The 25,568-nt window shown below is 66.3% G+C and carries 32 protein-coding genes; 20 read left to right on the top strand and 12 right to left on the bottom strand.

Going from position 1 to position 25,568, the window contains the following annotated elements; all coding sequences use genetic code 11:
* The first annotated feature begins 3 nt into the window (after positions 1–3).
* The 4 genes from CHC02_RS18885 to trpE all read left to right on the top strand — a co-directional run bounded on the left by CHC02_RS18885 (position 4) and on the right by trpE (position 4,032).
* Complete coding sequence (locus tag CHC02_RS18885) at positions 4–831, top strand: ABC transporter permease (protein WP_089392979.1); 828 nt, start codon at positions 4–6, stop codon at positions 829–831.
* Positions 832–976: 145 nt separating this feature from the next.
* Positions 977–1,651 carry a ribulose-phosphate 3-epimerase gene (rpe, locus tag CHC02_RS18890; RefSeq protein ID WP_089392980.1) on the top strand — a complete coding sequence of 225 codons (675 nt, stop codon included), beginning with the start codon at positions 977–979 and terminating at the stop codon, positions 1,649–1,651.
* Positions 1,651–2,475 (top strand): phosphoglycolate phosphatase, encoded by an 825-nt coding sequence (locus CHC02_RS18895; RefSeq protein ID WP_089392981.1) that lies wholly within the window; start codon positions 1,651–1,653, stop codon positions 2,473–2,475. The genes rpe and CHC02_RS18895 overlap by 1 nt, the downstream gene beginning before the upstream one ends.
* A 69-nt stretch (positions 2,476–2,544) precedes the next feature.
* Positions 2,545–4,032 (top strand): anthranilate synthase component I, encoded by a 1,488-nt coding sequence (gene trpE / locus CHC02_RS18900; RefSeq protein WP_089392982.1) that lies wholly within the window; start codon positions 2,545–2,547, stop codon positions 4,030–4,032.
* A 290-nt stretch (positions 4,033–4,322) separates the two neighbouring features.
* On the opposite strand, the gene CHC02_RS18905 is transcribed toward trpE, so the two are convergent.
* On the bottom strand, positions 4,323–4,631 hold the full coding sequence (locus CHC02_RS18905; protein WP_089392983.1) for a pyocin activator PrtN family protein: 309 nt from the start codon (positions 4,629–4,631) through the stop codon (positions 4,323–4,325).
* 129 nt (positions 4,632–4,760) lie between these two features.
* Positions 4,761–5,519, bottom strand: coding sequence for an XRE family transcriptional regulator (locus CHC02_RS18910; protein WP_089392984.1), 759 nt, complete (start codon positions 5,517–5,519; stop codon positions 4,761–4,763).
* A gap of 394 nt (positions 5,520–5,913) precedes the next feature.
* On the opposite strand from CHC02_RS18910, the gene CHC02_RS18915 reads away from it, so the two are divergent.
* The 11 genes from CHC02_RS18915 to trpC all read left to right on the top strand — a co-directional run bounded on the left by CHC02_RS18915 (position 5,914) and on the right by trpC (position 12,132).
* Positions 5,914–6,123, top strand: a complete 210-nt coding sequence (locus CHC02_RS18915) for a TraR/DksA C4-type zinc finger protein (protein WP_089392985.1) — start codon at positions 5,914–5,916, stop codon at positions 6,121–6,123.
* 17 nt (positions 6,124–6,140) lie between these two features.
* Positions 6,141–6,500: a PA0613 family protein gene (locus CHC02_RS18920; RefSeq protein WP_089393010.1), complete on the top strand. Its 360-nt coding sequence runs from the start codon at positions 6,141–6,143 to the stop codon at positions 6,498–6,500.
* A 60-nt stretch (positions 6,501–6,560) separates the two neighbouring features.
* A complete protein-coding gene (locus CHC02_RS18925; RefSeq protein WP_244160929.1) occupies positions 6,561–7,040 on the top strand; it encodes a GNAT family N-acetyltransferase in 480 nt (159 codons plus the stop codon).
* A gap of 280 nt (positions 7,041–7,320) precedes the next feature.
* Positions 7,321–7,653, top strand: a complete 333-nt coding sequence (locus CHC02_RS18930; RefSeq protein WP_089392987.1) for a phage holin family protein — start codon at positions 7,321–7,323, stop codon at positions 7,651–7,653.
* 29 nt (positions 7,654–7,682) lie between these two features.
* Positions 7,683–7,955 (top strand): hypothetical protein, encoded by a 273-nt coding sequence (locus CHC02_RS18935; protein WP_089392988.1) that lies wholly within the window; start codon positions 7,683–7,685, stop codon positions 7,953–7,955.
* A gap of 10 nt (positions 7,956–7,965) precedes the next feature.
* Positions 7,966–8,139, top strand: coding sequence for a Com family DNA-binding transcriptional regulator (locus CHC02_RS18940; RefSeq protein ID WP_089392989.1), 174 nt, complete (start codon positions 7,966–7,968; stop codon positions 8,137–8,139).
* Between the two features lie 18 nt (positions 8,140–8,157).
* Positions 8,158–8,502 (top strand): hypothetical protein, encoded by a 345-nt coding sequence (locus CHC02_RS29990; protein ID WP_139210200.1) that lies wholly within the window; start codon positions 8,158–8,160, stop codon positions 8,500–8,502.
* A gap of 347 nt (positions 8,503–8,849) precedes the next feature.
* A complete protein-coding gene (locus CHC02_RS18945) occupies positions 8,850–9,215 on the top strand; it encodes a hypothetical protein (protein ID WP_139210199.1) in 366 nt (121 codons plus the stop codon).
* Positions 9,216–9,656: 441 nt separating this feature from the next.
* Positions 9,657–10,253, top strand: coding sequence for an aminodeoxychorismate/anthranilate synthase component II (locus CHC02_RS18950; protein ID WP_089392991.1), 597 nt, complete (start codon positions 9,657–9,659; stop codon positions 10,251–10,253).
* Complete coding sequence (gene trpD, locus CHC02_RS18955; RefSeq protein WP_089392992.1) at positions 10,250–11,299, top strand: anthranilate phosphoribosyltransferase; 1,050 nt, start codon at positions 10,250–10,252, stop codon at positions 11,297–11,299. Before CHC02_RS18950 ends, trpD begins: the two co-directional genes overlap by 4 nt.
* On the top strand, positions 11,296–12,132 hold the full coding sequence (gene trpC / locus CHC02_RS18960) for an indole-3-glycerol phosphate synthase TrpC (protein WP_089392993.1): 837 nt from the start codon (positions 11,296–11,298) through the stop codon (positions 12,130–12,132). The genes trpD and trpC overlap by 4 nt, the downstream gene beginning before the upstream one ends.
* A gap of 276 nt (positions 12,133–12,408) precedes the next feature.
* Here trpC and crp read toward each other — a convergent pair whose 3' ends face one another.
* On the bottom strand, positions 12,409–13,056 hold the full coding sequence (gene crp, locus CHC02_RS18965; RefSeq protein ID WP_043269230.1) for a cAMP-activated global transcriptional regulator CRP: 648 nt from the start codon (positions 13,054–13,056) through the stop codon (positions 12,409–12,411).
* 358 nt (positions 13,057–13,414) lie between these two features.
* Between crp and CHC02_RS18970 the strand changes: the two genes are divergently transcribed.
* Entirely contained in the window at positions 13,415–13,837 is a 423-nt protein-coding gene (locus tag CHC02_RS18970; RefSeq protein WP_089392994.1) for an OsmC family protein, read from the top strand.
* Positions 13,838–14,057: 220 nt separating this feature from the next.
* Positions 14,058–14,852, top strand: a complete 795-nt coding sequence (gene speD / locus CHC02_RS18975; protein ID WP_089392995.1) for an adenosylmethionine decarboxylase — start codon at positions 14,058–14,060, stop codon at positions 14,850–14,852.
* 136 nt (positions 14,853–14,988) lie between these two features.
* Here speD and coq7 read toward each other — a convergent pair whose 3' ends face one another.
* From coq7 to hemJ, 6 genes are all read right to left on the bottom strand, one after another.
* The gene (coq7, locus tag CHC02_RS18980) at positions 14,989–15,636 is read right to left on the bottom strand and encodes a 2-polyprenyl-3-methyl-6-methoxy-1,4-benzoquinone monooxygenase (protein ID WP_089392996.1); all 648 of its coding nucleotides are present in this window, start codon (positions 15,634–15,636) and stop codon (positions 14,989–14,991) included.
* Positions 15,637–15,734: 98 nt separating this feature from the next.
* Complete coding sequence (locus CHC02_RS18985; protein ID WP_089392997.1) at positions 15,735–16,073, bottom strand: histidine triad nucleotide-binding protein; 339 nt, start codon at positions 16,071–16,073, stop codon at positions 15,735–15,737.
* A gap of 77 nt (positions 16,074–16,150) precedes the next feature.
* The gene (locus CHC02_RS18990) at positions 16,151–16,942 is read right to left on the bottom strand and encodes an SDR family NAD(P)-dependent oxidoreductase (protein ID WP_089392998.1); all 792 of its coding nucleotides are present in this window, start codon (positions 16,940–16,942) and stop codon (positions 16,151–16,153) included.
* 52 nt (positions 16,943–16,994) lie between these two features.
* Positions 16,995–18,089 (bottom strand): DUF805 domain-containing protein, encoded by a 1,095-nt coding sequence (locus CHC02_RS18995; RefSeq protein ID WP_089392999.1) that lies wholly within the window; start codon positions 18,087–18,089, stop codon positions 16,995–16,997.
* Positions 18,090–18,192: 103 nt separating this feature from the next.
* On the bottom strand, positions 18,193–19,161 hold the full coding sequence (locus CHC02_RS19000; protein ID WP_089393000.1) for an NAD(P)H-dependent flavin oxidoreductase: 969 nt from the start codon (positions 19,159–19,161) through the stop codon (positions 18,193–18,195).
* Between the two features lie 19 nt (positions 19,162–19,180).
* Positions 19,181–19,603 (bottom strand): protoporphyrinogen oxidase HemJ, encoded by a 423-nt coding sequence (hemJ, locus tag CHC02_RS19005; RefSeq protein WP_176450337.1) that lies wholly within the window; start codon positions 19,601–19,603, stop codon positions 19,181–19,183.
* Positions 19,604–19,791: 188 nt separating this feature from the next.
* Between hemJ and argC the strand changes: the two genes are divergently transcribed.
* The gene (gene argC / locus CHC02_RS19010; RefSeq protein ID WP_089393002.1) at positions 19,792–20,826 is read left to right on the top strand and encodes an N-acetyl-gamma-glutamyl-phosphate reductase; all 1,035 of its coding nucleotides are present in this window, start codon (positions 19,792–19,794) and stop codon (positions 20,824–20,826) included.
* Between the two features lie 146 nt (positions 20,827–20,972).
* Positions 20,973–21,323, top strand: a complete 351-nt coding sequence (gene erpA / locus CHC02_RS19015; protein ID WP_009615673.1) for an iron-sulfur cluster insertion protein ErpA — start codon at positions 20,973–20,975, stop codon at positions 21,321–21,323.
* 50 nt (positions 21,324–21,373) lie between these two features.
* On the opposite strand, the gene CHC02_RS19020 is transcribed toward erpA, so the two are convergent.
* Both CHC02_RS19020 and CHC02_RS19025 read right to left on the bottom strand, forming a co-directional pair.
* Positions 21,374–22,465 carry an anhydro-N-acetylmuramic acid kinase gene (locus tag CHC02_RS19020; protein ID WP_089393003.1) on the bottom strand — a complete coding sequence of 364 codons (1,092 nt, stop codon included), beginning with the start codon at positions 22,463–22,465 and terminating at the stop codon, positions 21,374–21,376.
* Between the two features lie 3 nt (positions 22,466–22,468).
* Entirely contained in the window at positions 22,469–23,923 is a 1,455-nt protein-coding gene (locus CHC02_RS19025) for a peptidoglycan DD-metalloendopeptidase family protein (protein WP_089393004.1), read from the bottom strand.
* Positions 23,924–24,108: 185 nt separating this feature from the next.
* On the opposite strand from CHC02_RS19025, the gene tyrS reads away from it, so the two are divergent.
* Positions 24,109–25,308 carry a tyrosine--tRNA ligase gene (gene tyrS, locus CHC02_RS19030; protein WP_089393005.1) on the top strand — a complete coding sequence of 400 codons (1,200 nt, stop codon included), beginning with the start codon at positions 24,109–24,111 and terminating at the stop codon, positions 25,306–25,308.
* Positions 25,309–25,314: 6 nt separating this feature from the next.
* Here tyrS and CHC02_RS30410 read toward each other — a convergent pair.
* A partial coding sequence (locus tag CHC02_RS30410) for a hypothetical protein (RefSeq protein WP_217900406.1) occupies positions 25,315–25,568 on the bottom strand: 254 nt, incomplete at its 5' end.

Raw genomic sequence — 25,568 nt, forward strand, 5'->3', positions numbered from 1 at the left:
AAGATGCTGAGTCCCTACATGTCCCCGGTCGAGCGCGTGTGGTTCTACACCCTGCGCATCCTCTGCGGCCTGGTGCTGCTGTTCCTGGTGCTGCCGGTGCTGGTGATAGTGCCGCTGTCGTTCAACTCCGGCACCTTCCTGGTCTACCCGCTGCAGGGCTTCTCGCTGCGCTGGTACGCCGACTTCTTCCACAGCGCCGAATGGATGCGCTCGCTGACCAACAGCATGATCGTGGCCCCGGCGGCCACCCTGCTGGCGATGGTCTTCGGCACCCTGGCGTCGATCGGCCTGACCCGCGGCGAGTTCCGCGGCAAGGCCCTGGTGATGAGCCTGGTGATCTCGCCGATGGTGGTCCCGGTGGTGATCATCGGCGTGGCCGCCTACCTGTTCTTCGCCCCGTTGGGCCTGGGCAACAGCTACATCTCGCTGATCATCGTGCACGCGGTGCTGGGCGTGCCCTTCGTCATCATCACGGTGTCGGCGACCCTGCAGGGCTTCAACCAGAACCTGGTGCGCGCCGCTGCCAGCCTGGGCGCGCCACCGCTGCTGACGTTCTTCAAGGTGACCCTGCCGCTGATCGCCCCGGGGGTGATCTCCGGCGCGCTGTTCGCCTTCGCCACCTCGTTCGACGAAGTGGTGGTGACGCTGTTCCTCGCCGGCCCCGAGCAGGCCACCCTGCCACGGCAGATGTTCAGCGGCATCCGCGAGAACCTCAGTCCGACCATCGCCGCCGCGGCGACCCTGCTGATCGGTTTCTCGGTCCTGCTGCTGCTGACCCTGGAATGGCTGCGCGGCCGCAGCGAGAAACTGCGCACCGCCCCCACCACCTGATCCTCTGCTCTTCGTAGGAGCGAGCTTGCTCGCGAACCAATGTTCGCTAGCAGGCTCGCGCCTACAACCATCGCCTCGATCCCCCTCGCTCGCTCCGAGCGGCTACAATGCGCGCCATCCGTGATTCCGCCCACAGAGGTGCGCCATGCAACCCTACGCCATCGCCCCGTCGATCCTCTCCGCCGACTTCGCCCGCCTGGGCGAGGACGTCGACAAGGTGCTCGCCGCCGGCGCCGACATCGTCCACTTCGATGTGATGGACAACCACTACGTGCCGAACCTGACCATCGGCCCGATGGTCTGCTCGGCGCTGCGCAAGTACGGCGTCACCGCGCCCATCGACGTGCACCTGATGGTGTCCCCGGTGGACCGCATCATCGGCGACTTCATCGAGGCCGGCGCCACCTACATCACCTTCCACCCCGAAGCCAGCCAGCACATCGACCGCTCCCTGCAACTGATCAAGGACGGCGGCTGCAAGGCCGGCCTGGTGTTCAACCCGGCCACCCCGCTGGACGCGCTCAAGTACGTGATGGACAAGATCGACATGGTCCTCCTGATGAGCGTGAACCCCGGCTTCGGCGGGCAGAAGTTCATCCCCGGCACCCTCGACAAGCTGCGCGAGGCCCGCGCGCTGATCGACGCCTCCGGCCGCGACATCCGCCTGGAGATCGACGGCGGGGTGAACGTGAAGAACATCCGCGAGATCGCCGCGGCGGGCGCCGATACCTTCGTCGCCGGCTCGGCCATCTTCAACGCCCCCGACTACGCCGAGGTCATCCGCGCCATGCATGCCGAGCTGGCGCAGGCCGGCAAGTGATGAGCGCCGCCCAAGCGCTGTTCGCCGGGCGCCTGCCGCGCCTGGTGATGTTCGACCTGGACGGCACCCTGGTGGACTCGGTGCCGGACCTCGCCGCCGCGGTGGACAAGGCCCTGGTCGCCATGGGCCGCGCGCCCGCCGGGCTGGAGCAGGTGCGCCACTGGGTGGGCAATGGCGCCCGGGTGCTGGTGCGCCGCGCCCTGGCCGGCGGCATCGAGCATGACGGCGTCGGCGAGGAAGACACCGAGCGCGCCCTGGCGCTGTTCATGGACGCCTACGCCGGCAGCCATGCGCTCACCGAGGTCTACCCGGGCGTGGTGGACACCCTGAAGTGGCTGAAGAAACAGGGCGTGGAGCTGGCGCTGATCACCAACAAGCCCGAGCGCTTCGTCGCCCCGCTGCTGGACGAGATGGGCCTGGGCAAGTTCTTCCGCTGGATCGTCGGCGGCGACACCCTGCCGCAGCAGAAGCCCGACCCGGCCGCGCTGCTGTTCGTGATGAAGGCCGCCGGCGTCGCCCCGGGCGAAGCGCTGTTCGTCGGCGACTCGCGCAACGACGTGCTGGCCGCCAAGGCCGCCGGCGTGCGCAGCGTCGGTCTGACCTACGGCTACAATCACGGCCGGCCGATCGCCGAGGAACAGCCGAGCCTGGTGCTGGACGACCTGCGCCAACTGCTGCCTTGCTTCGACCCGGGCAAAGCGATAGTGTTGCCGGACGACGGTTCCAACCCCGCCCATCGAGACCCCAACGTGCTGGATACGGCTCCCCGCAAACTCTGGATGAAAGTCATCAAGGCCCTGGCCCGCTGGCGCTGGCGCGCCTGACATTCCTCCGGCCGGACTTCCCGGCGCCCGTTTGCACCGCCCGATCCGAATCACTGCTCGAGACCGCTCATGAACCGCGACGCATTCCAGCGGCTGGCCGCCGAAGGCTACAACCGCATTCCCCTGACCTGCGAAACCCTCGCCGACTTCGACACCCCGTTGTCGATCTACCTGAAGCTCGCCGACGGCGCCAACAGCTACCTGCTGGAATCGGTGCAGGGCGGCGAGAAGTGGGGCCGCTATTCCATCATCGGCCTGCCGTGCCGCACCGTGCTGCGGGTATACGGCCACAGCGTGAGCGTCAGCGTCGACGGCGTGGAAAGCGAACGCTTCGACTGCGAGGACCCGCTGGCCTTCGTCGAGCAGTTCAAGGCGCGCTACCGCGTGCCGACCCTGCCGGGCCTGCCGCGCTTCAATGGCGGGCTGGTCGGCTACTTCGGCTACGACTGCGTGCGCTACGTCGAGCCGCGCCTGGCGCAGTGCCCGAACCCGGACCCGCTGGGCAACCCGGACATCCTGCTGATGGTTTCCGACGCCGTGGTCGTCTTCGACAACCTGGCCGGCAAGCTGCACGCCATCGTCCTCGCCGACCCGGCCGAGGCGGACGCCTACGACAAGGGCCTGGCGCGCCTGGAGCAACTGCTGCAGCGCCTGCGCCAGCCGATCACCCCGCGCAAGGGCCTGGACTTCGCCGCGGTCAACGCGCCCGAACCGCAGTTCCGCGCCAGCTTCACCCGCGAGGACTACGAGCGCGCGGTGGACACCGTCAAGGAATACATCCTGGCCGGCGACTGCATGCAGGTGGTGCCGTCGCAGCGCATGTCCATCGATTTCAAGGCCGCGCCCATCGACCTGTACCGCGCGCTGCGCTGCTTCAACCCGACGCCCTACATGTACTTCTTCAACTTCGGCGACTTCCACGTGGTGGGCAGCTCGCCGGAGGTGCTGGTGCGCGTGGAGGATGGCGAGGTCACCGTGCGCCCGATCGCCGGCACCCGCCCGCGCGGCGCCACCGAGGAAGCCGACCGCGCCCTGGAGCAGGACCTGCTGTCCGACGCCAAGGAAATCGCCGAGCACCTGATGCTCATCGACCTGGGCCGCAACGACGTCGGCCGCGTGTCGCAGACCGGTTCGGTGAAGGTCACCGAGCAGATGGTCATCGAGCGCTACTCCAACGTCATGCACATCGTTTCTAACGTCAACGGCCAGCTCAAGCCCAAGCTGAGCGCCATGGACGCCCTGCGCGCGATCCTCCCGGCCGGCACCCTGTCCGGCGCGCCGAAGATCCGCGCCATGGAAATCATCGACGAGCTGGAGCCGGTCAAGCGCGGCGTCTACGGCGGCGCCGTGGGCTACCTGGCGTGGAACGGCAACATGGACACCGCCATCGCCATCCGCACCGCGGTGATCAAGAACGGCGAACTGCACGTGCAGGCCGGCGGCGGCATCGTCGCCGACTCGGTGCCGGCGCTGGAATGGGAAGAAACCATCAACAAGCGCCGCGCCATGTTCCGCGCGGTGGCCCTGGCCGAGCACACCGCGCGTCTCGAAGACTGAGCGCTGTCGTCGTAACGCAGAACGCCGTTTCCCCGGGAGGGGAGACGGCGTTTTCGTTTGTGCTTGCAGATTTCCTCGTAGGAGCGGATTGATCCGCCATCGCCCTGTGCGGATTCGGTCCATCGCGACGGAGTCCGCTCCTACGCCCGTGCTCGAGCGTAGGGCGAATAACCGTTCGCGGTTATCCGCCGCCGGCCGGAACGCCGGTGTCCGGGACCATTGGCGGATAACGCCGTAGGCGTTATGCGCCCTACGGGTTGCAAGGGGGCGGCGTAGGATGGGTTTCTATCCTACACCTGCTGCCCCGCGCGGCGCCGGGCCAGGGCGGCGTCGGCCAGGCTGGCGCGCTGCTCGACGTAGGCCGCCAGGTGGTCCACCGCCACGTACTGCATGGCCTTGTGGCTGTCGTCCAGGGTGGTCACCGGCAGGGCGATGCGCCCGCAGGCCAGGGCCCTGCCGAAGTTCTCCCGGTTGAGGTTGCGGAACCAGCGCTCGCGCACCTGTTCCAGGGGCACCAGCACGTCGCCGAAGATCTGGTAGACCAGCGCCACGGTCTCCTGGCGTGGCGCCGGTTGGGTGTCGGGGTTCGACAGCAGCATGGCTTCCTCCTGCTCGCGGTTGTCGTTCGATGAAGGAGATATAGCTTTTGTTGTTTTTTCTGGCAATCGCCACGGGCCGCCTTTCATCCGGGCAGAAGAAACCCCGCCGTGGCGGGGTTCTTCCGGGCTTCAGCGAACCAGCGTGGGCGCGCGGCGGTGGCGCACCGTCGACCACCAGAACACCCAGCCGATGATGCTCAGCTGGCTGGCCTGGATGGCCTGCGCGTCGTATTCCTCGTCGGCGTACTCGTCGCGGTTGAAGCTGCGCAGGCGGATGCCGCCGCCGGGCAGGCGGTAGAGGAACTTCACCCGCAGCATGCCCTCGTGCTCCAGGGCGTAGATCTCGCCGTCGGTGATGTGCGTGGTCGCCGTATCGATGCCGATGGTGGAGCCGTCCATGATCAGCGGCTCCATGCTGTTGCCGGTGAGCTGGGCGCAGATGGCCGCGTCCGGGTCGACCCCGGCGGCGCGCAGGGTGGCGTAGGAGAAGCGCAGCTTGCGCCCCTCGATCTGGCGCACCGCGGTGCGCCCGGCGCCCGCGGACATTTCCACTTCCTTGTACAAGGGCAGTTCCACCTCGTCTTCGTCCAGCGGCGTGCTGCTGTCCCAGGGGTGCAGCGGCTCCAGGCGCAGCGGGCTGCCGTCGGCCGGTGGCGTGGCGGCCTGCGGCGCGCCTTCGCCGCTACCCAGCCAGACCGGCGAGACGCCCAGGGCCGCGGCGATCTCGATCAGCTTGCGGGTGCTCTGCGCCTTGCCGGCGGTCAGCTTGTGGATGGTGTTCTGCGAGACCCCGGCGGCTTCGGCGAGGCTCTCCTGCTTGAGGTTGCGCGCGGCCATGGCCTGCTTGAGGCGCTCGGCGAGCGTGGAGGGGCGGGCTGTGCTGTTCATGGCGGCACTCTACCGCCCGTCCCGGGGAAGTGTAAATAGCTTTGGTGTTGACGATAAATAGCTTTGGTTGTAGTTTTCTCTTCGCCGGCCTTCTGAAGGTTGTTTCCGAGCCGGCGGCGGACGCGATCCGACACGAGGGTGCCGGCGCCTCCGTCTTCCGCGGCAGGGAAGCCGTGGGTTGCCTGCGGCCCGTGCGTCACGGGGCAGGTTGCCGGCGGAGGCGGGCGAGGAGCGCACCGCCTCCGCATGACGAGTGGCGCCACCCGGGCGCCACATATCGACAAACAGCACGCGAATGACCTGGCAGCGCGGCCGCGGGGCGGCACGCGCAGGGCGGGTCGTCGCCCGGAGAAAAGCATGAACGCACCAGCGCAACACCACGGGGAGGCCGCCCATGGCTGACCTCGCCGACTACGCCAACGACCTGGCCCTGGAACGCCTAGACGCCCTGCTGGCGGCACGGCGCGGCAACGAGCCGGAGCAAGCCGCCACCGACTGCCAGGTCTGCGGCGAGCCCATCCCCGAGGCCCGCCGCCTGGCGGTGCCCGGCTGCACCCGCTGCCTGGACTGCCAGGCCCTGGATGAACTGGAACGGCGCCGCTGAAGGCGCGGGAGGTGGACGTGATCAAGCCGATCGATGAAATGCTCAGGCTCTGGGCCGAGGAAATGCACAGCCCGGGCGTGGCGGGTGGCGGCTATGCCGGCGGCAACCTGCTGGCGCTGATGATCGCCAACAAGGGCGAGATGATCCGCGGCACCCGTGGCAGCCGGGTGCTGCTCGACCGCGTCGCCGAGCTGGACCTGATCGTCAACGGCCTGCCCGAGCAGCAGAAGCAGGTGGTCACCGAGCACTACCTGAACCGCGACAGCGCGGCCGAGCAGAAGTACCGCCACTGCCGCTGCAGCCGCAACACCTTCTACCTGCGCCTGCACGTGGCGCACCAGAGCATCCAGGCCCGCCTGCTGCGCCGCGTGGCCTGACCCCTCCGGGCCCGGCCCTGCGCCGGGCTTTCCGTGCGCCGCTGCGCTATGCTCGCGGCCATGCACAGCACCTCCCTCACCCTGCGCCCCGCGAGCCCGGCCGATGCCGAGGCGATCCTGCGGATTCTCGGCGAAACCTACGAAACCACCTGGAAGCCCCAACTGACCGCCGAAGCGCGAGCGCGCTTCGAAGCGGCGGGGCACACCCGCGCCTACGTCCAGGCGCGCCTCGGGCATTTCCACCTGGCCTGCCTGGGCGGCGAGGTCATCGGCCTGGTCGACTGGCGCGACGATTTCATCGATGCCCTGCACGTCTCGCCTCGTGCCCAACGCGCCGGCGCCGGCAGCGCCCTGCTGCGCTTCGCCGAACGGCGGATGGCCGCGGCCGGCCACGCCCGGGCGCGCCTGGAGACCGACACCTTCAACACTCAGAGCCGCGCCTTCTACGCCAGGCACGGCTACGCGGAAATCGACTTCTACCCCGACGAGGAATGGCACAGCGGCTTCACCACGGTGCTGCTGAGCAAGCCCCTGGGCTGAATCGCAGTGCATGGCCGGTGCGTTGCCGGTGCATTGCCCACCTATTGCGGTGCCAGGGCGCAAATGCCTTGTCCGGCCGGGAATCGGGGGGTACAAAGTCATCAATCTTGCAAAGGTGCGTCCCCAGGGAGCACCGCTGAAAACCTCGTCGAGCCCGGCCCCAGCGCCGGGCTTTTTCGTTTCCGCCGTCCGCTTTCGCGGCCTGCGGCCGTAATCCCCGGCTGGCTGATAGCCGCCGGTTCCGCCCGCCGGCGCGGGCGTTTGTCTTCAAGGTGAACCCATGGGCAATGAACCCGAGATGCCGCTGTGGGTATCGATCCTGCTGGCCGCCGTGGGCGGCGTCAGCGGCGAGATGTGGCGGGCCGACAAGGCCGGCCTGGGCGGCTGGGGGCTGCTGCGGCGCCTGGCGCTGCGCTCCGGCGCCTCGATCGTCTGCGGCGTGGCGGTGATGTTCCTGGCCCTGGCCTGCGGTGCCTCGCTGCTGCTCAGCGCCGCCGTCGGCAGCCTGACCGCGGCGGCTGGCGCCGAGATCGCCGTCGGCCTCTACGAGCGCTGGGCCGCCCGCCGCCTCGGCGTCTGCCGGTTGCCGGACGACGAGCGCGAACGCCGCTGAATGCATCAACACAAGGAAAGGGAGGCGCCATGCCTGACCAGGAACTGACCCTCGAAAGCCTGCTGGCTGCCATCGAGCAGCGGCTGCGCACCGCACTGCCGAGTTCGGTGCAGATAAGCCGCGGCCCGCTGGGAACCGCCACCCCGGACCATGACCGGCCTTTGTGTGCGGGAGGAAGAGAGGGCGGCCGTGGTTGGTGGCGCGACACCTTCCATGGTCACCAATATTCAATTCTTGCCTGCAAGCCAGCCAAGGCCCACTGCTCACGCGCGAGCAGGGCGGGCTCTGGCAAAAGTCGATGAGGTTCTGCAGATGCTAAGAGATTTCCGTTGCGGTAATTGCAAAAAGCTTCTCGCCCGTGTGGGCGACCCCGTGAACATCCAGGTCAAGTGCCCACGTTGCCGGGTCTTGAATCATGAGAAGGCCAAGAGTCTCGATGCCCCGCCTTTGAGCGACACCATGCGACATGTGCCGCACAACTGTTGATCATACGAGGAAAACATCATGGCTCTTACCAATGACGAGATCGCTGGACTGAAAGCGATTGTCACCCAAGTATGGGGTGCTAGCGTCGCTAACAGCATTAATTACAACGATGAAGTCGCAGAGGTAGTACGAACTGCCGTAGAGCAGATTTCCATATGTTCTGCGGCTATCAAGGGACTTTTTGAGCTACTTGCCGATGCCGCCCTGGGTAAGCTGTTTAGTCTGCCCTGGCTGCTCGGGAAGAGTGTGTCTATCGCCGCAACGCTTGCGAATGCCGCGAACAATGCGCCAAATCGTGCATGCATCAACTCTACGGCAGCGGCCTATCGCACTTCTCTGGAAATGGCCTCTTTGGGGCTGTAACCTGATACGCAGAGGGCCCAGAGCCCCGTTTTGACTCGCCATATTTATGGAGGGATGGTGGTTAAGCATGGTGCTTTTTTCATAGTCATCTTTTTGTTTTCGTTTTCCGCACGAGGGGTGGAGTATGATCCTGAGAGAGTGAAGGCCTTCGTTCTTGCTAACCTCAGCAATCCGGATACCGCGCAGTTTCGGTTGGTTTCAGGTCAGTGTGGGGAGGTCAAGTATCGAGACTTCTATGGCTTGGACTCGGGGTTTAAAAGGTTTATCGCGAAGAGTGGGAGCGAAGTTATAATAGAGCAAACTTGGACAGGGCGCTCGTTTGAGCGTGAATGGAGAAGGGTCTGTAAGTGATGAAGCATGAGAGGAGTGTGCCAGGACCAAAGGTTAATTTTTTAATTGTCTTGCTGGTGCTTGTTGGCATCTCTTTCTTCATTTACTGCCTTGTGCTTTATCAGTCGCCAGCCGAAAGACATGATCAGTTGAGCATTGAGTCACAGCTCAAGACGCTCGTCTTGGCTCAGCTCAGCAAGCCTGAGAGTGCAGTCTTTCGTAATGTCAGAGGTGCTTGTGGAGAGGTACGCTACACAGCATTCAATGGGATTGAAGTCGGATTCAAGCGGTTTGTCATGATCTCCGAGGGGCACGTGATCATCGAACAGGCGGACTCTGAGGCGCCCTTTGGCCTCATATGGCAAGGTACGTGTGGTTCCTGATTTCTTTTCAGATCTATATCCGTAAGGCGAACGGTAAATACGTGTGGTACACGTCTGTGAAGGGCGGCTGGGCTTACGCCGGGCAGCGAGCCGCCAGCGGATCGGCTACGGACTGCTGCCGGTAGCCGCGATGCGCTCGTGCCGGTAGGTGGCGTCACACGATGCGGCGATATTGCACCGTGCATGGGTGGTGGGCTACTGTTCCGCCCATAGCGACAGAGACGGCTACAGTGATCCACCTCCGCAGCATCATCACCTCCCTGATCAAGGCTTTCGCCCGTTGGCGCTGGCGCGCCTGACATTTTCTTTTCCGGCCTCCGCCGGGCCCTCCTCGCCGTCCTGCCCCGTCAATCCCCGTCTCGAAAATAGCGGGTACAAATGCGGGTATAAAGCAAGTCGGATTGCAGCGAAAGCTTTAAGAATCAAGAGGTTACAGCAAAAATGCTGCTGATGATCGATAACTACGACTCCTTCACCTACAACCTGGTGCAGTACTTCGCCGAGTTGAAGGCCGACATCCACGTCATTCGCAACGACGAGCTGAGCGTCGAGCAGATCGCCGCGCTGAACCCCGAGCGTATCGTGCTCTCCCCCGGGCCCTGCACCCCCAACGAGGCGGGTGTGTCGCTGGAGGTGATCCAGCGCTTCGCCGGCACGCTGCCGCTGCTGGGCGTTTGCCTGGGACACCAGTCCATCGGCCAGGCCTTCGGCGGCGACGTGGTGCGCGCGCGCCAGGTCATGCACGGCAAGACCAGCCCGGTGTTCCACAACGACCAGGGCGTGTTCGCCGGCCTGAACAACCCGCTGACGCAGACGCGCTACCACTCGCTGGTGGTCAAGCGCGAAACCCTGCCCGAGTGCCTGGAGATCACCGCCTGGACCGCCCATGACGACGGTTCCGTGGACGAGATCATGGGCCTGCGCCACAAGACGCTGAACGTCGAGGGGGTGCAGTTCCACCCCGAGTCCATACTTTCCGAGCAGGGCCACGAGATGCTGGCCAACTTCCTCAAGCAACAGGGCGGGGTGCGCGCATGAACATCAGGGAAGCCCTCGACCGCGTGGTCAACCAGCTCGACCTCTCCACCGAGGAAATGCAGGCGGTCATGCGCGAGATCATGACCGGCCAGTGCACCGACGCGCAGATCGGCGCCTTCCTCATGGGCATGCGCATGAAGAGCGAGACCATCGACGAGATCGTCGGCGCGGTCTCGGTGATGCGCGAGCTGGCCGACGGCGTGAAGCTGCAGAGCCTGGACCGCGTGGTCGACGTGGTCGGCACCGGCGGCGACGGCGCCAACATCTTCAACGTGTCCTCGGCCTCGGCCTTCGTGGTCGCCGCCGCCGGGGGCAAGGTGGCCAAGCACGGCAACCGCGCCGTGTCCGGCAAGAGCGGCAGCGCCGACCTGCTGGAGGCCGCCGGCATCTACCTGGACCTGAAGTCCGAGCAGGTGGCCCGCTGCATCGAGAGCGTCGGCGTGGGTTTCATGTTCGCCCAGGTCCACCACAAGGCCATGCGCTACGCCGCGGGCCCGCGGCGTGAGCTGGGCCTGCGCACCCTGTTCAACATGCTCGGCCCGCTGACCAACCCGGCGGGCGTGCGCCACCAGGTGGTCGGCGTGTTCAACCAGGCCCTGTGCCGGCCGCTGGCCGAGGTGCTCAAGCGCCTGGGCAGCGAGCACGTGCTGGTGGTGCATTCGCGCGACGGCCTGGACGAGTTCAGCCTGGCCGCCGCCACCCACGTCGCCGAACTCAAGGACGGCGAGGTGCGCGAGTACGAAGTGAAGCCGGAAGACTTCGGCATCCGCAGCCAGACGCTGATCGGCCTCACCGTCGACAGCCCGCAGCAGTCCCTGGAGCTGATCCGCGACGCCCTCGGCCGGCGTAGGACCGAGGCCGGGCAGAAGGCCGCGGAGCTGATCGTGCTCAACGCCGGTGCCGCGCTCTACGCCGCCGACCTCGCCAGCTCGCTGCACGAGGGCATGCACCTGGCCCACGATGCCCTGCACACCGGCCTGGCCCGGGAGAAAATGGACGAGCTGGCCGCCTTTACCGCCGTTTACCGAGAGGAGAATGCACAGTGACTGTGCCCACGGTTCTGCAGAAGATTCTGGCCCGCAAGGCCGAGGAAGTCGCCGAGCGCCGCGCGCACGTCTCCTTCGCCGAGCTGGAGCAGCGCGCCCGCGCCGCCGACGCCCCGCGCGGTTTTGCCGCGGCGCTGCTGGCGCAGGCCCAGCGCAAGCAGCCGGCGGTGATCGCCGAGGTGAAGAAGGCCTCGCCGAGCAAGGGCGTGCTGCGCGAGAACTTCTCGCCCGCGGACATCGCCCGCAGCTACCAGGAGGGCGGCGCCACCTGCCTCTCGGTACTGACCGACATCGACTACTTCATGGGCAGCGACGCCTACCTGCAGGAAGCCCGCGCCGCCTGCGCGCTGCCGGTGATCCGCAAGGACTTCATGATCGACCCCTACCAGGTGGTCGAGGCCCGCGCCATCGGCGCCGACTGCATCCTGCTGATCGTCTCCGCGCTGGACGACGCGCGCATGGCCGAACTGGCCGCGGTGGCCCGGGAGCAGCAGCTCGACGTACTGGTCGAGGTACACGATGGCGATGAGCTGGAGCGCGCGCTGAAGACCCTGGACACCCCGCTGATCGGCATCAACAACCGCAACCTGCACACCTTCGAGGTCAGCCTGGACACCACCCTCGACCTGCTGCCGGAGATCCCCCGCGATCGCCTGGTGGTGACCGAGAGCGGCATCCTCAACCGCGCCGACATCGAGCTGATGGAGGTCAACGAGGTCTACGCCTTCCTGGTCGGCGAGGCCTTCATGCGCGCCGACGACCCGGGCGTCGAGCTCAAGCGCCTGTTCTTCCCCGAACGCCGCAACGTGGTGCTGGGCGCCGACCCGGACTGAGCCCGCGCGCCGCGCAATGAAAAAGGCCGGCATTCGCCTAATGCTGTTCACTTAAGAAAAACGCCGCGACTCCCATGGGAGTCGCGGCGTTTTTCTTGGTCTGTTTTCTAGCCTCTGTGGGGCGATTCTGGTGTCGAGCCCCCTCGGAGTGGCTGAAAAACATACAAACAACCCGCTGCCAGATGACTGGCAGCGGGTTTCTGGAGTAGCCCGCCAAGCGTTAAACGCTTAAGTGAACAGCATTACGGCATTCGCCGGCCTTTTCGCGCCTGGTGTTCAGCGGGTGCCGAACACCACCATGGTCTTGCCCTTCACGTGCACCAGGCCCTGTTCCTCCAGGCTCTTCAGCACACGGCCGACCATTTCCCGCGAGCAGCCGACGATACGGCCGATCTCCTGGCGGGTGATCTTGATCTGCATGCCGTCGGGGTGGGTCATGGCGTCCGGCTGCTGGCACAGGTCCAGCAGGGTGCGGGCGACGCGCCCGGTGACGTCGAGGAAGGCCAGGTCGCCGACCTTGCGCGTGGTCTTGCGCAGGCGCTCGGCCATCTGGCTGCCGAGGGTGAGGAGAATCTCCGGGTCCTGCAGGCAGAGTTCGCGGAACTTGGTGTAGCTGATTTCCGCCACCTCGCACTCGCCCTTGGCGCGAACCCAGGCGCTACGCTCCTGGGCGGCGCTGCCGTCCTTCTCGAACAGCCCCATCTCGCCGAAGAAGTCCCCGCTGTTGAGGTAGCCGATGATCATTTCCCGGCCGTCGTCGTCCTCGATCAGGACGGTGACCGAGCCCTTGATGATGAAGAACAGGCTTTCGCAACGATCCCCGGCGTAGATGATGGTGCTCTTGGGGGTGTAGCGGCGGCGGTGACAGTGTGCGAGCAACTTGTCGAGGTTTTTGTGTTTGGGTGTAAGGGTAATAGCTACCATGCCCGAGTCCCGAAATTATAAGAATGGCCCTGTGCACGACAGGCGCTTCGTCGAGTTGTTATGTGTCGTCCTTGGCTGGATTACCGTGACTTTACGACGCTCTCCCCCGAGCATCGGTGCCGCCGCTGCAATGGCCGGCGGTCTTTTTAATGGCAAGAGCTTAAACAGACGCCCTGGCGCCGACAATCGAAAGCTGGTCGGGCCGTCAATTTAACCTCAGGAGTGTGCCAGTAAAATGACGCCAGCATAATAGAACGTTAGGGTATCAGGGCTCGAATTGAGACCTGGTCAACATCGCCTGGGCATTCCAGGCCTTGTGGTAAGCTGTCGCCCCCTTTTTTCCGGCGGAAGCCTTTGCATGAAAGCGAGAATCCAGTGGGCCGGCGAGGCCATGTTCCTCGGTGAATCCGGCAGCGGTCATGTGGTGGTGATGGACGGTCCGCCCGATGCCGGTGGCCGCAACCTGGGCGTGCGCCCGATGGAAATGCTGCTGCTCGGCCTGGGCGGCTGCACCAACTTCGACGTGGTCAGCATCCTCAGGAAGGGCCGCCAGCCGGTGGAGAGCTGCGAGGCCTTCCTCGAGGCCGAGCGCGCCGACGAGGACCCGAAGGTGTTCACCAGGATCCACGTGCATTTCGTGGTCAAGGGCCGTGGCCTGAAGGAAGCCCAGGTCAAGCGCGCCGTCGAGCTGTCGGCGGAGAAGTACTGCTCGGCCTCGATCATGCTCGGCCGCGCGGGCGTGGCGATCACCCACGACTACGAGATCGTCGAGCTCGGCTGATTCCCCTCGTCACGTGATCGTCATGGCGGTGGCGTAAAGGCTGGCAGAGGTCGCCCGACCTCTGCATAATGCGCCACCTTTTTTCGGGGCCCGGCCCCAAACCAAGCAACCACAATCGCCAACGCGAAGAGGTGTAAACCGTCCTACGCAGGTGCGCCGTATGCATCTGACGGGCATGCTCAACCACGCGGCAGAGCCGCATTGAAGAGAGTTCCCCACGGTGAAAAGCAAACTCAAGCTCCACGGGTTCAACAACCTGACGAAGACCTTGAGCTTCAACATCTACGACATCTGCTACGCCGAGACGCCGGAAGACCAGCAGGCCTACGTGCAGTACATCGACGAAGAGTACGATGCCGAGCGTCTGACGCAGATCCTCACGGATGTCGTCGACATCATCGGCGCCAACATCCTGAACATCGCCCGTCAGGACTACGACCCCCAAGGCGCCAGCGTAACCATCCTGATCTCCGAGCAGCCGGTCACCCCGACCGACAGCCAGATCGAGGAGTCCCCCGGGCCGCTACCGGAAACCATCCTGGCGCACCTGGACAAGAGCCACATCACCGTGCACACCTACCCGGAGATCCATCCGGTGGAAGGCATCGCGACCTTCCGGGTGGACATCGACGTCTCCACCTGCGGGGTGATCTCGCCGCTGAAGGCGCTCAACTACCTGATCCACCAGTTCGACTCGGACATCGTCACCGTGGACTACCGCGTGCGCGGCTTTACCCGCGACGTGGAGGGCAAGAAGCACTTCATCGACCACGAGATCAACTCGATCCAGAACTACCTCTCCGACGACACGTACGAGGCCTACCAGATGACCGACGTGAACGTGTACCAGGAGAACCTGTTCCACACCAAGATGCTGCTCAAGCAGTTCGAGCTGGACAACTACCTGTTCGGCGATGCCACCAGCAACCTCTCGGCGGAGCAGCGCAAGCAGGTGGAAGAGCGCGTCCGCCACGAGATGCTGGAGATCTTCTACGGCCGCAATATGCCGCACTGAGGGGGCTGCAGGCTTCAGGCGGCAGGCAGGAGCGAGCGAACCGGGATTCGGCGCGGGGTCGTTCGCGAGCAAGCTCGCTCCTGCGAAGGGCGCCCCTCGCGCTCTTGCCTGCCGCCTGAAGCCTGCTGCCTGCCGCCTAGATGCGATAGGTGGTCTTGGTCATGACCTTGGACAGCAGCGACATGCCGAACTTCACCGGCGCCGGGAAGCGCACGCCGCCGGCGTCGATGGCGCTGTTGGCGTGGTGTTCCTCGTCCACGCGCATCTGCTCGAGGATGGCGCGGCTCTTCTGGTCTTCGGCCGGCAGTTGCTCCAGGTGCTCGTCGAGGTGCTTGCACACCTGGTCCTCGGTGGCCGCGACGAAGCCCAGGCTGATGCGGTCGCTGATCAGCCCCGCCGCCGCGCCGACGCCGAAGGACAGGCCATAGAACAGCGGGTTGAGCAGGCTCGGGCGGCTGCCCAGTTCGCGGATGCGCTGTTCGCACCAGGCCAGGTGGTCGACTTCCTCGTCGGCGGCTTCCTCCATGGCCTTGCGCACCTGCGGCAGCTTGGCGGTCAGCGCCTGGCCCTGGTACAGCGCCTGGGCGCAGACCTCGCCGGTGTGGTTGATGCGCATCAGCCCGGCAATGTGGCGGCTGTCGGCCTCGTCGAGTTCGGCGTCGGGCTGCACGATGGCCGGCGACGGGCGCGCCGGGTGACCGCTGAAGGGCAGCAGGGTGCGCAACGCGGCATCGGCCTGCAGCAGGAAGCGGTCGGCGGGGGAATAGTGACGGTCGGCGGACATGGCGCACCTCCGAAAGGGAAAACAGCGGCCAGTTTAACGGATTGCCGATGACAGGTCTTGCGGCGGGGCGGCTGCGCGGCCGCCCGGCGCCTGGCGCCTCAGCCCGGCGGCCAGTGCATCTGGCGCTGGCCGAGGACGTGCATGTGGATGTGCTGCACGGTCTGGCCGCCCAGGTCGTTGCAGTTCATCACCACCCGGAAGCCTTCCGCGCAGCCCTGCTCGGCGGCCAGGCGCTGGGCGGTGAGGAGGATGTGCCCGGCCAGCGGCTTGTCGGCCTCCTCCAGGTCGTTGAGGGTGGCGATGTGGCGCTTGGGCACCACCAGGAAATGCACCGGCGCCTGCGGGCCGATATCGTGGAAGGCGATGACCTGGTCGTCTTCGTAGAGCTTGCGCGCCGGGATTTCCCCCGCGGCGATCTTGCAGAACAGGCAGTCCATGGGATGTCCTCCGGTAGGGGGCGATGGTCCGCAGTTTAGCCGGCCGCGCCCGGGGAACCCAGCCCGCCGTGGCCGGCCTAGCGCAGCGGCAGGACCGAGCGGTTGGCCCGCCCGGCGATCCAGCGCACCAGCCAGCGCGGCGCCAGGCGCGGGCTCCAGGCCATCAGGCGGTTGCGCCAGCCGGGGATGATGATGGCCTTGTTGCGCCGCAGCGCTTTCACCGTGATCAGCGCCACTTCCTCGGGGCTCATCATCAGCTTGCTGCCGTCCAGGCGTGTGGCCTCCACGCTGGCATTGCGGAAGAAGGCCGTGCGCGTCGGCCCCGGGCACAGCACCGAGACCTTGACGCCGTGGCGCTTGAGCTCGCAGCGCAGCGCCTCGGACAGGTGCAGGACGTAGGCCTTGCTGGCGTAGTAGTTGCTCATCCACGGGCCGGGCATGAAGCCGACCACCGAAGCCACGTTGAGGATCTGCCCGCCGCCGCTGCGCGCCATCTGCCCGCCGATGGCGTGGCACAGGCGCGCCAGGGCGAGGACGTTGAGCTCGATCATCTCCTGCTCGCGGGACCAGTCCTGCTCGACGAAGGCGCCGCCGCTGCCGAAGCCGGCGTTGTTCACCAGCAACTCGATCTGCCGGCCGGACTGCTCCAGCTCGTGCAGCAGCCCGGACAGCTGCAGCGGCTCGGACAGGTCGCAGATACGGAACAGCACATCCACGCCGAAGCGCTGGGCCAACTCGTAGGCGATGCTTTCCAGGGCATCGCGCTGGCGCGCCACCAGGATCAGGGCCTGGCCGCGGCGCGCCAGGGCCTCGGCCAGGGCGAGGCCGATACCGCTGGAGGCGCCGGTGATCAGGGCATAGCGTGGCATCGATGGGTCTCCGGAATGGGGCGCGGATTCTAGCGCGCCCCATTGCCGTGGGCTATTGCTCCGAGGGCTCGTCGGTATCCACGGCGCTGGCGTCCTCGTCGCCCTCGTCGTCGGCCTGGGGCTCGGCGGTCGCCGCCGAGTCGTAGTCCTGGTCCTGGCTGTAGGCCGACTCCTGGGCGCGGGTGAGATAGCCCTGGTAGGCCGGGATGGCGATCGCGGCGAGGATGCCGACGATGGGCACCAGGATCGACGCCCAGGCCAGGGCCACCACGCCGCGGCTGTTGGGCGGCGGCGGCGGGCCGTAGCGGTTGGCGCCGGTGGTGCCGGGCACCAGCAGCATCAGCAGGGCCATGACGCTGCCCACCACGGGAACGAAGTTGAGCAGCCACAGCCAGCCGGACCAGCCGATGTCGTGCAGGCGCTGCACGCCGAAGAAGATGCTGACCACGGCCATGCCGACGCAGGCGGCGATCAGCACCAGCGCGCCCAGCGTGTGGGACACAGCGGTGAGGGCGGCGAACAGCGCGAAGGCCGGGATCAGGGCGAGGATCATGGCCATGCTCCAGCCCAGGTAGCGCACCCGGCCGATGCGGCCCTGGACGCTGAAGTACTGCAACTCGCCGTATTCCGGCAGCGCCTCGCCGACCGGGGCCTGCGGGGTGGCGTAGGGCGACTGGGCGCGCGGCGCGGCGGGGGCCGGCTCCGCGGGTTGGGTGGCGGCCAGCTCGGCCTGGCGCGCCAGGTACTTGTCGATGATGATGCCGCAGGCGCCGCACTCGCTGGCCTTGGCCTGCTCGTGGCCGCACTTGGGGCAGGTCATCCGCTGGGCGTCGGCCGCCGGTTCCGTGGCTGCCGCGGCCAGGCTCGCGGCGCCGGGATGGTCCTCGGTCTCCACCAGCGACAGGCTGGAAACCAGGTCGGACTCCTTGCGCGCCTGGGCGCCGGCGTTGTGCAGCGCCTGCAGGTACTTGTCGGCCTCGCCCTCGGAAAGGTCGCGCTTGAGCACGACCAGTTGCCCGCTGAACAGCGCCTCGATGCGCGCCAGGTCGCTCTTGAACAGGCGGGCGAGGTTTTCCTTGGCGGTTTCCAGCGGCGTTTGCGGCATCAACGTGCCGTCGAACACGATCTTGTAGCGCGTTTCATCCATCGAGAGGCGTCCTTGTCGGTTGGTTGGGCTGCAGCATTTGGCTACAGCCTAAACGCAGGCCCTGGGGGCAACAAGCCAGCATGCGTGGATTTGCGAGCCCCGTTCAGGGGCGCAGCAGGCCGGGCAGGGCGCCGCCGCGCTGGAGGGCGTCGCGGTACTCCTGGTCCAGGCGCGCCACCAGTTCGTCCACCGACGGCAGGTCGCTGATGTTGCCCACGCCCTGGCCGGCGGACCAGACGGTCTTCCAGGCCTTGGCCTCGTCGTTGACCGGCTTGAGTTTCTCGCCGTAGTTGAGCTCGCCCTTCTCGTTCAGGCGCGCCATGTCGAAGCCGGCGGCCTCCAGGCTCTGGCGCATGAAGCTGGCCGGCACGCCGGAGACCGCCGGGGTGTGGATGATGTCGGCGGCGCGGGCCTCCAGCAGCATCTTCTTGTAGGCCGTGGAGGCGTTGCTCTCGCGGGTGGCGATGAAGCGCGTGCCCAGGTAGGCGAGGTCGGCGCCCAGTATCTGCGCCGCCAGGATCTCGTGCCCGCGGTTGATGCAGCCCGCCAGCAGCAGCGTCTTGTCGAAGAACTGGCGGATCTCCGCGACCAGGGCGAAGGGGCTCCAGGTGCCGGCATGGCCACCGGCGCCGGCGGCCACCGCGATGAGCCCGTCGACCCCGGCTTCGGCCGCCTTCTCCGCATGGCGGCGGGTGGTCACGTCGTGGAACACCAGGCCGCCATAGCTGTGCACCGCATCGACGACCTCGCGCACCGCGCCCAGGCTGGTGATGACGATGGGCACGCGGTGCTCCACGCACAGCGCCAGGTCCGCCTGCAGGCGCGGGTTGCTGTGGTGGACGATGAGGTTCACGGCGTAGGGCGCCGCCTGCGGGGCGCCGGCCAGGCCGGCCTCGATCTCTTCCAGCCAGGCCTTGAAGCCGCTGCTCTCGCGCTGGTTCAGCGCCGGGAAGCTGCCGACGATGCCGCTGTGGCAGCAGGCCAGCACCAGTTGCGGGTTGGACACCAGGAACATGGGCGCCGCCACCAGGGGCAGGCGCAGACGGCGGTCGAGCAGGGCGGGCAGGGACATGGGAGGCTCCGGGCAGGACTTAGAAGGGTTTGACCACTACCAGAATGACGATGGCCAGCAGGAAAAGCACAGGGACTTCGTTGAACCAGCGGAAGAACACGTGGCTGTGGCGGTTCTCGCCACGGGCGAAGCGTTTGAGCATGGCGCCGCAGGCGTGGTGGTAGCCGATCAGCAGCACCACCAGGGTGAGCTTGGCGTGCAGCCAGCCCTGGCTCAGCCAGCCGGGGGTCAGGTAGAGCATCCAGGCGCCGAGCAGGATGGTCAGGACCATCGACGGGCCCATGATGCCGCGGTACAGCTTGCGCTCCATGACCTGGAAGCGCTCGCGGCTGGCGGCGTCCTCGCTCATGGCGTGGTAGACGAACAGGCGCGGCAGGTAGAACAGGCCGGCGAACCAGCAGACCACTGCGACTATGTGCAGGGCCTTTATCCACAGATACAGCATCGATAGCTCCTCGGGTCACGGTTGCGCCGATAGTAGTGGCAGCTCCGTGCCAGCGTCATCCCCGCGAAGTCGCGCGCTGCTGCCGGCGACTCGTCGCCCGCGGCGCTTCGGCCTGTTCATGCGGGGCCCGCGCTCTTATCATGGGCGGCTCTGAGTGAGCCCCTTATTGGCGGAGTGACAGACAGATGATCAAGGTCGGTATCGTAGGTGGTACGGGTTACACGGGTGTGGAGCTGCTGCGTCTGCTGGCCCAGCATCCCGAGGCGCGCGTCGAGGTGATCACCTCGCGCTCCGAGGAGGGCGTGAAGGTCGCCGACATGTACCCGAACCTGCGAGGCCACTACGACTACCTTTCCTTCAGCGTGCCGGACGTGCAGCGCCTGGGCGCCTGCGACCTGGTGTTCTTCGCCACCCCGCACGGCGTGGCCCATGCCCTGGCCGGCGAGCTGCTGGCCACCGGCACCCGCGTCATCGACCTGTCCGCCGACTTCCGCCTGCAGGATGCCGAGGAATGGGCCAGGTGGTACGGCCAGCCCCACGGCGCGCCGCAGCTGCTGCCCGAGGCCGTCTACGGCCTGCCGGAAGTCAACCGCGAGGCGATCAGGTCGGCGCGCCTGATCGCCGTGCCCGGCTGCTACCCCACCGCCGCCCAGCTGGGCTTCATCCCGCTGCTGGAGGCCGGCCTGGCCGACACCTCGCGGCTGATCGCCGACTGCAAGTCCGGCGTCAGCGGCGCCGGCCGTGGTGCCAAGGTCGGCTCGCTGTTCTGCGAGGCCGGCGAGAGCATGATGGCCTACTCGGTCAAGGGCCACCGCCACCTGCCGGAAATCAGCCAGGGCCTGCGCCGCGCCGCCGGGGGCGATGTCGGCCTGACCTTCGTCCCGCACCTGACGCCAATGATCCGCGGCATCCACGCCACCCTCTACGCCCAGGTGGCCGATCGTGGCGTGGACCTGCAGAAGCTGTTCGAGGAGCGCTACGCCAACGAGCCCTTCGTCGACGTGATGCCGGCCGGCAGCCACCCGGAGACCCGCAGCGTGCGCGGCGCCAACGTCTGCCGCATCGCCGTGCACCGCCCGCAGGGCGGCGACCTGGTGGTGGTGCTGTCGGTGATCGACAACCTGGTCAAGGGCGCCTCCGGCCAGGCCATCCAGAACATGAACATCCTCTTCGGCCTGGACGAGCGTCTGGGCCTGTCCAACGTGGCCCTGCTGCCCTGAGGCGAGCCCGGGCTCCCATCGCGGGAGCCCGTCCCGGGGGGATGCTCGACGAAGGATTGACCTGGCTTAGTTGACCATTTTTCTCGGGTAAGCGGATAATAGCCCGCAATGTTGTAACGTACGGCCTCGGCCGGGAGACATCTGACATGACCATCGAGACCTTCACCCCCACCCCACTGATCTTCTCCAACGGGGCCGCGCACAAGGTGAAGACGCTGATCGACGAAGAAGGCAATCCGCGTCTGAAACTGCGCGTCTTCGTCACCGGCGGCGGCTGCTCGGGCTTCCAGTACGGCTTCACCTTCGACGAGGACACCGCGGATGACGATACCGTGGTGGAGCGCGATGGCGTCAGCCTGGTGGTCGACCCGATGAGCTTCCAGTACCTCGCCGGCGCCGAGGTGGACTACCAGGAAGGCCTGGAAGGTTCGCGCTTCGTGATCAAGAACCCGAATGCCGCCACCACCTGCGGGTGTGGCCAGTCGTTCTCGATCTGAGTCGCCCGTAACGACGAAACGCCGCGCATTTGCGCGGCGTTTTCGTTTGTTCAGGCGGGGTAGAGGGCGCCGAGTATCCGCGGCCCGGCCGCGCCCGTGACTTCCGGGCGGTTGCCGGGCAGGCGCTCGAGGAAGCGGTGCGCCAGCCAGGCGAAGGCCATGGCTTCCATCCATTCCGGCGCCACGCCGTAATCCGCGGTACTGGCCACCTTCGCCCTGGGCAGGTGCGCCGCCAGCCGCGCCATGAAGGCGCCGTTGAAGGCGCCGCCGCCGCACACCAGCACTTCCTCGCAACCCGGCTGCGCCTGCAGCAGGGATTCGGCGATGCTGCGGGCGCTGAGCTCCAGCAGGGTGGCCTGCACGTCCTCGGCGGGGAGGGCGGGGCCTTCGGCCAGCTTCGCTTTCAGCCAGGGCAGGTTGAAGCGTTCGCGACCGGTGCTCTTCGGCCCGCGGGTGGCGAAGAAGTCGTCGGCGAGGAAGCGCTGCAGCAGTTCGGCATTCACCTGGCCGCTGGCCGCCCAGGCGCCGTCGCGGTCGTAGGCGTCGCCGCGCTGGTCGTGGATCCAGCTGTCCAGCAGCACGTTGCCCGGGCCGCAGTCGAAACCGCGCACCGGCTCGCCGGGGGCGAGCAGCGAGACGTTGCTGAAGCCGCCGACGTTCAGCACGGCCCGTTGCCTTTGGTTGCCGAACAGCGCCTGGTGGAAGGCCGGTACCAGCGGCGCGCCCTGGCCGCCTGCCGCGACGTCGCGGCGGCGGAAGTCGGCCACCACGTCGATGCCGGTCAGTTCGGCGAGCAGGGCGGGGTTGTCGATCTGCACGGTGAAGCCGCGCTGCGGTTCATGGCGCACGGTCTGGCCGTGGCTGCCGATGGCGCGGATGGCGGCGGGCGTCAGTTGCCGGCCTTGCAGCAACTCGTGGATACCCTGGGCCGCCAGGCGCACCCAGGCGTTCTCGGCGCAGGCGCCGCGGGCGATCTCGTCGGGGCCGCTGGCGCACAGGGCCAGCAGTTCGGCGCGCAGGTCCGCGGGCATGGGGATGTAGTGGGAGGCGAGCAGGGTAGTGGAGTTTTCACCCTGCTCGAGCAGGGCGATGTCCAGGCCATCGAGGCTGGTGCCGGACATCACCCCCAGGTAGAGCGCCATGGCTCAGCGCTGCTGCTCTTGCTGCTTGTTCATGGCCAGGGAGGTGGGCTTCTCCTGGTCCATGCGCGCCATCAGCGGCTGGGTCTGGGCCATGAAACGCTTGCGGTCCGGACCGGCCAGCGGGTCGGCCATGGGCAGCTTGGCGCTCAGCGGGTCGACGTACTTGCCGTTGACATGGAACTCGTAGTGCAGGTGCGGGCCGGTGGCCAGGCCGGTCATGCCGACGTAGCCGATGATCTGCCCCTGCTTGACCGCGACGCCGCTGCGGATGCCCTTGGCGAAGCGGCTCATGTGGCCGTAGACGGTCTGGTAGGTCGAGCCGTGCTGGATGACCACGGCGTTGCCGTAGCCGCCCTTGCGCCCGGCCTCGACCACCTTGCCGTCGCCGGTGGCCTTGATCGGCGTGCCGATGGGGGCGGCGTAGTCGACGCCCTTGTGCGCGCGGATCTTGTTCAGGATCGGGTGCATGCGCCCCATGGAGAAGCGCGAACTGATGCGGGCGAAGTCCACCGGGGTGCGGATGAACGCCTTGCGCATGCTGGTGCCGTCGGCGCGGTAGTAGCTGGTGTTGCCGGTCTTGTTGGTGAAGCGCACCGCGGTGTATTCCTTGCCGCGGTTGATGAAGCGCGCGGCGAGGATGTTGCCGGTGTCCACCTGGCGGCCGTTGACCACCTTCTTCTCGTAGATCACGTCGAACTGGTCGCCTTCGCGCAGGTCGAGGGCGAAGTCGATGTCGTAGCCGAAGATGTTCGCCAGGGCCATGATCAGGTCGTGGGACAGGCCGGCCTCCTTGCCCGCGGTGAACAGCGAGCTGTCGATGCGGCCGTGGGCGTAGGCGGTGTGCACGTCCGGCTTGACCAGGTCGCGCTTGAACGCATAGCCCTTGGCGGACTTGTCCAGGCTGATGGTCTCCAGGTCGCTCTGCTTGATGCGCAGGCTCTGCAGCTCGCCTTGCGGGCTGATCAGGAACTCGACTTCATGGCCGACGTCCAGGCGGGTGAACTGCTTGGCGTCCTTGCTGCTGGCCAGCACGTCGTGCACCAGGCCGGCCGGCAGGCCTGCCTTGGCGAAGACGGTGGAGAGGGTGTCGCCCTTGCCCACGGTCACGCGCTTCCAGGCCGGTTCGGCGGGCGTGGCGGGTTGGGTGTCGTTGGAAGCCTTGAGTTCCTTCTTTTCTTCTTCCGCGTCTTTTCCGGCGCTGTCGTTTTCGTTCTGACCTTCTATCCGGGCGAAGGGGGAGCCTTCGCCCTCGGTGACCTGCGGGCTTCGCAGGTCGTCTTTTTCCTGAATGATGCGGTCGGCACCGCTGTCCAGCTCCAGATTGAGCGTGGTCTTCTTCGCCTCGACTTCACTCGAGGGGAACACCAGCAGAGCCAGGCTGAGGAGCGCTGCTACACCGCTGGCGGCCAGCAGATGGCTCTTCGGGTAGTAGGGCGCTTTCTGATTCGATTGCGTCATGGCGTGAGTGGTGTTTTTGGAATGTGAAATAACTGCCTAAAATATAACCAAATTCCCCTCGAGGCAAGTCTATCGCCCAGGGTTTGACGCCATTTCCCCGTACGCCGGGCAAAACTTGTTTTTAGTGTCCGATCTTGTATGGTTGGTTCCCTTTTGGCTTGCCGGAATACGGAACGGGAACAGTGATGAAGTCGGTCGAAGAGCAGCTGGCGCTGATCAAGCGTGGTGCGGATGAACTCCTGGTGGAAGCCGAGCTGGTCGAAAAGCTCAAGCGCGGCCAGCCGCTGCGGATCAAGGCGGGCTTCGACCCGACCGCGCCGGACCTGCACCTCGGTCACACCGTCCTCATCAATAAGCTGCGCCAGTTCCAGGACCTGGGGCATCAGGTGATCTTCCTCATAGGTGACTTCACCGGGATGATCGGCGACCCCAGCGGCAAGAGCGCCACCCGTCCGCCACTGACCCGCGAGCAGGTGCTGGAGAACGCCGAGACGTACAAGTCCCAGGTCTTCAAGATCCTCGACCCGGCAAGGACCGAGGTGGCGTTCAACTCCACCTGGATGGACAAGCTGACTCCGGCCGATTTCATTCGTCTCGCCTCCCAGTACACCGTCGCCCGCATGCTCGAGCGCGATGACTTCAGCAAACGCTATGCCAGCAACCAGTCCATCGCCATCCACGAGTTCCTTTATCCGCTGGTGCAGGGCTACGACTCGGTAGCGCTGCGCGCCGACGTCGAGCTGGGCGGTACCGACCAGAAGTTCAACCTGCTCATGGGGCGCGAGTTGCAGCGCGCCTACGACCAGGAGCCGCAGTGCATCCTGACCATGCCGCTGCTGGAAGGGCTGGACGGGGTGAAGAAGATGTCCAAGTCCCTGGGCAACTACATCGGCATCCAGGAAGCGCCGGGCGTCATGTACAGCAAGCTCGTTTCCATTCCGGACACGCTGATGTGGCGTTACTTCGAGCTGCTCAGCTTCCGCTCGATGGACGAGATCAATGCCCTGCGCAAGGACGTCGAGGCCGGTGTCAACCCGCGCGACGTCAAGATCAAGCTGGCGGAGGAGATCGTCGCCCGCTTCCATGGCGAAGAGGCTGCCGCCAACGCCCACAAGTCGGCGGGCAACCGTCTCAAGGAAGGCGAGCTGCCGGAAGACATCCCGGAGGTGGAAGTGGCTGCCACCGAAGACCTGCCCATCGGCGCCGTGCTGAACCGCGCCGGCCTGGTGAAGAACTCCGCCGTGGCGCGCGACCTGCTGGGCGCCGGCGGCGTGCGTGTGGATGGTCATGCCGTGGATCGCAGCTTCGTCTTCAAGGTCGGCGCTACTCATATAGTGCAGGCTGGCAAGAAGGCGTTCGCGAAGGTCACTCTGCTGGCCGAGTGAAAACTTTCAGAAATAAGTGTTGACGGGCTTTTTTAACTCCCTATAATGCGCACCACTCCCAGCGACGAAGCGCTGAAAGAGCTTGAAAATCAAGAACTTAAGCAGGTTCGAAGTTGAGAGTGGTGGTCGGGCGGGTGATTCACTTGCCGCCTTTCGGTTCGATAGCTGCTCCGGCAGCGGGCCGAAAAGGAAGATCGCCGGGGTGCTTGACAGCGAATTTGAACGCTGTAGAATTCGCCTCCCGCTGACGAGAAGCTTCG

The sequence above is a fragment of the Pseudomonas delhiensis genome (genome assembly GCF_900187975.1).
Lineage (GTDB): Bacteria > Pseudomonadota > Gammaproteobacteria > Pseudomonadales > Pseudomonadaceae > Pseudomonas > Pseudomonas delhiensis.

Excerpts from the sequence above, each read along its gene's own strand:
- crp (WP_043269230.1), bottom strand. The coding sequence starts at position 13,056 with ATGGTAGCTATTACCCTTACACCCAAACACAAAAACCTCGACAAGTTG.
- CHC02_RS18990 (WP_089392998.1), bottom strand. The coding sequence starts at position 16,942 with ATGCCACGCTATGCCCTGATCACCGGCGCCTCCAGCGGTATCGGCCTC.
- CHC02_RS18930 (WP_089392987.1), top strand. The coding sequence starts at position 7,321 with ATGGGCAATGAACCCGAGATGCCGCTGTGGGTATCGATCCTGCTGGCC.
- CHC02_RS18915 (WP_089392985.1), top strand. The coding sequence starts at position 5,914 with ATGGCTGACCTCGCCGACTACGCCAACGACCTGGCCCTGGAACGCCTA.
- erpA (WP_009615673.1), top strand. The coding sequence starts at position 20,973 with ATGACCATCGAGACCTTCACCCCCACCCCACTGATCTTCTCCAACGGG.
- CHC02_RS18970 (WP_089392994.1), top strand. The coding sequence starts at position 13,415 with ATGAAAGCGAGAATCCAGTGGGCCGGCGAGGCCATGTTCCTCGGTGAA.
- CHC02_RS18995 (WP_089392999.1), bottom strand. The coding sequence starts at position 18,089 with ATGGATGAAACGCGCTACAAGATCGTGTTCGACGGCACGTTGATGCCG.
- trpD (WP_089392992.1), top strand. The coding sequence starts at position 10,250 with ATGAACATCAGGGAAGCCCTCGACCGCGTGGTCAACCAGCTCGACCTC.
- CHC02_RS29990 (WP_139210200.1), top strand. The coding sequence starts at position 8,158 with ATGGCTCTTACCAATGACGAGATCGCTGGACTGAAAGCGATTGTCACC.
- coq7 (WP_089392996.1), bottom strand. The coding sequence starts at position 15,636 with ATGTCCGCCGACCGTCACTATTCCCCCGCCGACCGCTTCCTGCTGCAG.
- CHC02_RS19025 (WP_089393004.1), bottom strand. The coding sequence starts at position 23,923 with ATGACGCAATCGAATCAGAAAGCGCCCTACTACCCGAAGAGCCATCTG.
- CHC02_RS18950 (WP_089392991.1), top strand. The coding sequence starts at position 9,657 with ATGCTGCTGATGATCGATAACTACGACTCCTTCACCTACAACCTGGTG.
- CHC02_RS19000 (WP_089393000.1), bottom strand. The coding sequence starts at position 19,161 with ATGTCCCTGCCCGCCCTGCTCGACCGCCGTCTGCGCCTGCCCCTGGTG.
- CHC02_RS19020 (WP_089393003.1), bottom strand. The coding sequence starts at position 22,465 with ATGGCGCTCTACCTGGGGGTGATGTCCGGCACCAGCCTCGATGGCCTG.
- CHC02_RS18885 (WP_089392979.1), top strand. The coding sequence starts at position 4 with ATGCTGAGTCCCTACATGTCCCCGGTCGAGCGCGTGTGGTTCTACACC.
- trpE (WP_089392982.1), top strand. The coding sequence starts at position 2,545 with ATGAACCGCGACGCATTCCAGCGGCTGGCCGCCGAAGGCTACAACCGC.
- rpe (WP_089392980.1), top strand. The coding sequence starts at position 977 with ATGCAACCCTACGCCATCGCCCCGTCGATCCTCTCCGCCGACTTCGCC.
- CHC02_RS18935 (WP_089392988.1), top strand. The coding sequence starts at position 7,683 with ATGCCTGACCAGGAACTGACCCTCGAAAGCCTGCTGGCTGCCATCGAG.
- CHC02_RS18985 (WP_089392997.1), bottom strand. The coding sequence starts at position 16,073 with ATGGACTGCCTGTTCTGCAAGATCGCCGCGGGGGAAATCCCGGCGCGC.
- CHC02_RS18905 (WP_089392983.1), bottom strand. The coding sequence starts at position 4,631 with ATGCTGCTGTCGAACCCCGACACCCAACCGGCGCCACGCCAGGAGACC.
- CHC02_RS18925 (WP_244160929.1), top strand. The coding sequence starts at position 6,561 with ATGCACAGCACCTCCCTCACCCTGCGCCCCGCGAGCCCGGCCGATGCC.
- CHC02_RS18895 (WP_089392981.1), top strand. The coding sequence starts at position 1,651 with ATGAGCGCCGCCCAAGCGCTGTTCGCCGGGCGCCTGCCGCGCCTGGTG.
- tyrS (WP_089393005.1), top strand. The coding sequence starts at position 24,109 with ATGAAGTCGGTCGAAGAGCAGCTGGCGCTGATCAAGCGTGGTGCGGAT.
- argC (WP_089393002.1), top strand. The coding sequence starts at position 19,792 with ATGATCAAGGTCGGTATCGTAGGTGGTACGGGTTACACGGGTGTGGAG.
- CHC02_RS18910 (WP_089392984.1), bottom strand. The coding sequence starts at position 5,519 with ATGAACAGCACAGCCCGCCCCTCCACGCTCGCCGAGCGCCTCAAGCAG.
- CHC02_RS18940 (WP_089392989.1), top strand. The coding sequence starts at position 7,966 with ATGCTAAGAGATTTCCGTTGCGGTAATTGCAAAAAGCTTCTCGCCCGT.